We start from the raw sequence: 3,937 nt of genomic DNA on the forward strand, positions 1-3,937 counted from the left end.
GCGCCTTCCGTCTCGTAATAATGGGCGAGCAATTCGCGCAGCCGGCCGGCCTGCACCCGCACCACCGCGTCGGTCGACGGGTCGAAATCGGCGTCCTTGCCGAACACATCGACTGCGATCGCGAAACCTTTCAGCCGGTCGGCATGGCCCGCCTGTTCCTGTTCGATGAGATAGCGCAGGAGATTGCGAGCGCGTTCCGACCGTCCGAAGGTCTCGCTGGTGAGGATGCGCTCCAGCGTTTCGCGCACTGCGGGGGCGGCAGGCGTGTTATGTGGCAAACGTCGAACCTTTCGAGACCGGCACGAACGGCCGATCATAGCGCCGCCTGCCGAGCCGGCACAAGCGTGCAGACCCGATCGGCAGTGTTTCCCCCGCCCGAATTCGGTCCGGGCGGGGCATCGATTACAATCGTTTCACGATATTATCCGATTGGCGGCGGAAATCACGGCCTCAAGCGAAGCTGCAACAATATTGGTGTTGATACCCGCGCCGAACAGCCGTCCGCCCGGATGCTCGACCTCGACATAGGAGATCGCCGCCGCGTTGGATCCGCGCTGCATCGAGTGCTCGGAATAGTCGAGTACCGACATCTCCACGCCGATATGCCGCGAAAGCGCGTCGACGAAGCCGTCGATCGGTCCCGTGCCGCTGCCGGTGATGGTTACTTCCTTGCCGCCGTCGAGAATCACCGCCTCGATCACACGCCGGCCCTTGTGTTCGGTATCGGGAAAAGTCTGGTGGTCGACGAATTTCAGCCGCGCCTTCGGCTGGTCGACATAAAGCTCGAGAAAGCGGTCGTAGATCCGCCGCGACGGCACCTCCTTGCCTTCGACGTCGGTGATTTCCTGGATATCGCGGGAAAACTCGACCTGCAGATTGCGTGGCAGGTTGAGCCCGTAATCGGCCTGCAGCACATAGGCGATGCCGCCCTTGCCCGATTGCGAGTTGATGCGGATGATCGCCTCGTAGCTGCGGCCGACATCCTTCGGGTCGATCGGCAGATAGGGCACTTCCCAGAGCGGCGTATTGGCCTTCTTGATGGCCTTCATACCCTTGTTGATCGCATCCTGATGCGAGCCGGAAAACGCCGTATAAACGAGTTCCCCAACGTAAGGGTGGCGCTCGGGGATCTTCATCTGGTTCGAATATTCGAACACGTCCTTCATCCGGTTGATGTCGGAACAGTCGAGTTCAGGATCCAGGCCCTGCGTGTACATGTTGAGCGCCAGCGTCACGATGTCGACATTGCCGGTGCGCTCGCCATTGCCGAACAGGGTGCCCTCGACGCGGTCGGCGCCCGCCATCAGGCCGAACTCTGTCGCGGCGATCCCTGTGCCGCGGTCATTGTGCGGATGCAGCGAAACGATGAGGTTTTCGCGATTGTCGAGATTGCGGCACATCCATTCGATCTGGTCGGCATAGATGTTGGGCGTCGCCATCTCAACGGTCGCCGGCAGGTTGATGATGAGCTTGTTGTCCGCCGTCGGTTTGACGATCTCGGCAACTGCGTTGCAGATCTCCAGCGCCACTTCGAGTTCGGTGCCGGTAAAGCTTTCGGGCGAATACTCGAAGCGGTAGCCGCCGCCCGCCTTGGCCGCCATGTCGGTGATCATCTTGGCTGCGTCTGTGGCGATCTGCTTGATGCCGCGCACATCCTTTTCGAAAACGACGCGGCGCTGCAATTCGCTGGTCGAATTGTAGAAGTGCACGATCGGGTTCGTGGCGCCCTGGAGCGATTCGAAAGTGCGCGTGATGAGCTCAGGCCGGCACTGCACGAGTACTTGCAGCGAGACGTCGTCCGCAACGCCGCCTTCCTCGATCGCCCAGCGCGCGAAATCGAAATCCGTCTGCGAGGCCGACGGAAAGCCAATCTCGATTTCCCTGAAGCCCATGTCGAGCAGCAACTGGAACATGCGCGCCTTGCGGTCGTGCCCCATCGGGTCGATCAGCGCCTGGTTGCCGTCGCGAAGATCGACCGAGCACCAGATAGGTGCCTTTTCGATGCGCTTTGACGGCCAGGTCCGGTCGGCGAGGCCGATCGCCGGATAGGGTTGATATTTGCGCGCCGCGTCGGGCATGCCCTTCATGGCGCGGATCTCTTCTCGTACATTCATCTTATTTCTCCCGAAGCTCCGGCTGCTAAGCCCAGGACAGCGCCTTCAGTCAACTGTTCCGTGGATGGTTGCAAGGAGCATGCGCCTCAAGCGGCAGATCGACCGCCGGGCGCTCCTTCAGCGAGCCCGGCGATCGCCGATAAGGCCGAGAAGCAGCAGAGCCGAGGAGAGCGCGCGCGCGGTCTCGCCCGCGAAAGCGGTGCGGACGGAATGAATGTTCGAGCGCGAGGACATGAATCAGCGTATACAAGAGTGGCGTACAGGGGACAAGTGGGGGACGGAGCCTTCCTGACGGAGGCTTCGCCGATAGGGCTTCACACAGCGGTCCACGAAATGTGGCTTTTGTTACATCGCAACGAGTTGGTTGCGTGCAGCATGGCTTGTGCAAGCTCGTCCCGCGAAGGGAGGAGAAAACCATTCACGGGGGGTGAAGGCAATGCTCCAGATAATGATACTCGTCTGCTCGATGAACCTTTCTCCGGCGGACTGCCAGCTTGAAACAGCGCTCGACGTGATCAGCGGTCCACAGGCCCAGAGCGTGGTCGCCTGCGGACTTCAGGGTCAGGCGCTGATTGCAGCGACGTCGATCGCCAGGCGCGGACCCGGCGAATACATCAAGATCAAGTGTTCGCGGGTCGTGAAGACGGCGCAGAAGTCCTGAGCGCGCGGCGATATTCGCCACGCTGCGTCTGGATGCAGGGGAAGGGGGTTCCTTCGCGGGAGGCCCCGTTATCGCCGCTTTCCGAGGCAAATCGTGCCTCTCACACCTTCACTCCCTTCGCCACCAGCCGCGCCAGCGCCGGACCGAACAACAGCACGAACAGGAAGCGCGCGGTCTGCATCGCCATGACGAAGGAAAGGTTCACGTTCTCCGAGGCCGCGGCGATGATGGCGACGGAGTCCATGCCGCCGGGGCTGGTCGCCAGATAGGCGGTCAGCGGATCGATGCCCAGATGCCGGTGGAGTAGCCAGGCGAGCCCGCCGCAAAACGCCATCAGCGCCAGGATCGACAGCACGAGCTGCGGCAGCGCGCGGGCGGCATGACGCAATATCTTGCGGCTGAAGTTCAGGCCGATGCTCCAACCGACCATGGTATAGCTGATCGCCAGCAGCCATTCGGGCAGCTGGAAGTCGACGAGGCCGCCGAGATGCAGGCTGACGCCTAGGATCAGGCTGCCAAGGAAATAGGGCGAGGGCAGGCGGACGAGCCGCCCGATCATCCCGCCAACGAGGGCGACCGCAAGCGTGGCGGAAAAGGCCGGCCACTCGATCACCGGGAACCAGATTGTCGCCGGCAGTTCGACGCCTGACGTGTCGATCCACAGCCTTGCGATCAGCGCCGCCGCCACCGAGACGAAGATCACCCTCAGATACTGCATGAAGGCGACGAGGCGGGCGTCGGCGCCGAAGGCGTCGGCCATCAGCACCATGGCTGTCGCGGCGCCCGGCGCCGAGCCCCACACGGCAGTCGTGCCGGGCAGTATCTTCCAGCGGCTGACCAGCCAGCCGAGAAAGCTGGAGGCGGCGACGGTCAACACGACCGCGCCGAGGAAAAGCGGCCAGTCGCGCATGAAGAAGGTCAGGATTTCCAGCTCTATCGAGGCGGCGATGAGGCAGCCGATGATCGCTTGCGCGGCATGGAAGGCGGGCTTCGGCAGGCGCACTGTCGCGCCGTTGGTCCCGGCGACAATGCCGGCCAGCATTGGCCCGATCAGCAGCGCCGCGGGAAGTGCTGCGAATTCAAGGATGGCGGCAAAGAGAAGCGAGATCGCCAGCAGCAGCAGCCACTGCAGCCAATGCGGCATCTTCGCCATCGGCTCCGG

General features: G+C 62.6%; 3 protein-coding genes and 1 pseudogene. 1 reads left to right on the forward strand and 3 read right to left on the reverse strand.

Features of this window, described 5'->3' with window-relative positions:
- Both MAXJ12_RS09110 and leuA read right to left on the reverse strand, forming a co-directional pair.
- Nucleotides 1-278, reverse strand: a pseudogene (locus MAXJ12_RS09110) (hypothetical protein); the annotation flags it as partial.
- A gap of 135 nt (nucleotides 279-413) precedes the next feature.
- Complete coding sequence (leuA, locus tag MAXJ12_RS09115) at nucleotides 414-2,114, reverse strand: 2-isopropylmalate synthase (RefSeq protein WP_008835532.1); 1,701 nt, start codon at nucleotides 2,112-2,114, stop codon at nucleotides 414-416.
- A gap of 436 nt (nucleotides 2,115-2,550) precedes the next feature.
- On the opposite strand from leuA, the gene MAXJ12_RS09120 reads away from it, so the two are divergent.
- Nucleotides 2,551-2,775 (forward strand): hypothetical protein, encoded by a 225-nt coding sequence (locus MAXJ12_RS09120; RefSeq protein ID WP_040585521.1) that lies wholly within the window; start codon nucleotides 2,551-2,553, stop codon nucleotides 2,773-2,775.
- Between the two features lie 100 nt (nucleotides 2,776-2,875).
- On the opposite strand, the gene MAXJ12_RS09125 is transcribed toward MAXJ12_RS09120, so the two are convergent.
- A partial coding sequence (locus tag MAXJ12_RS09125) for an AbrB family transcriptional regulator (protein WP_008835535.1) occupies nucleotides 2,876-3,937 on the reverse strand: 1,062 nt, incomplete at its 5' end.

The sequence above is a fragment of the Mesorhizobium alhagi CCNWXJ12-2 genome (assembly GCF_000236565.1).
Taxonomy (GTDB): domain Bacteria; phylum Pseudomonadota; class Alphaproteobacteria; order Rhizobiales; family Rhizobiaceae; genus Allomesorhizobium; species Allomesorhizobium alhagi.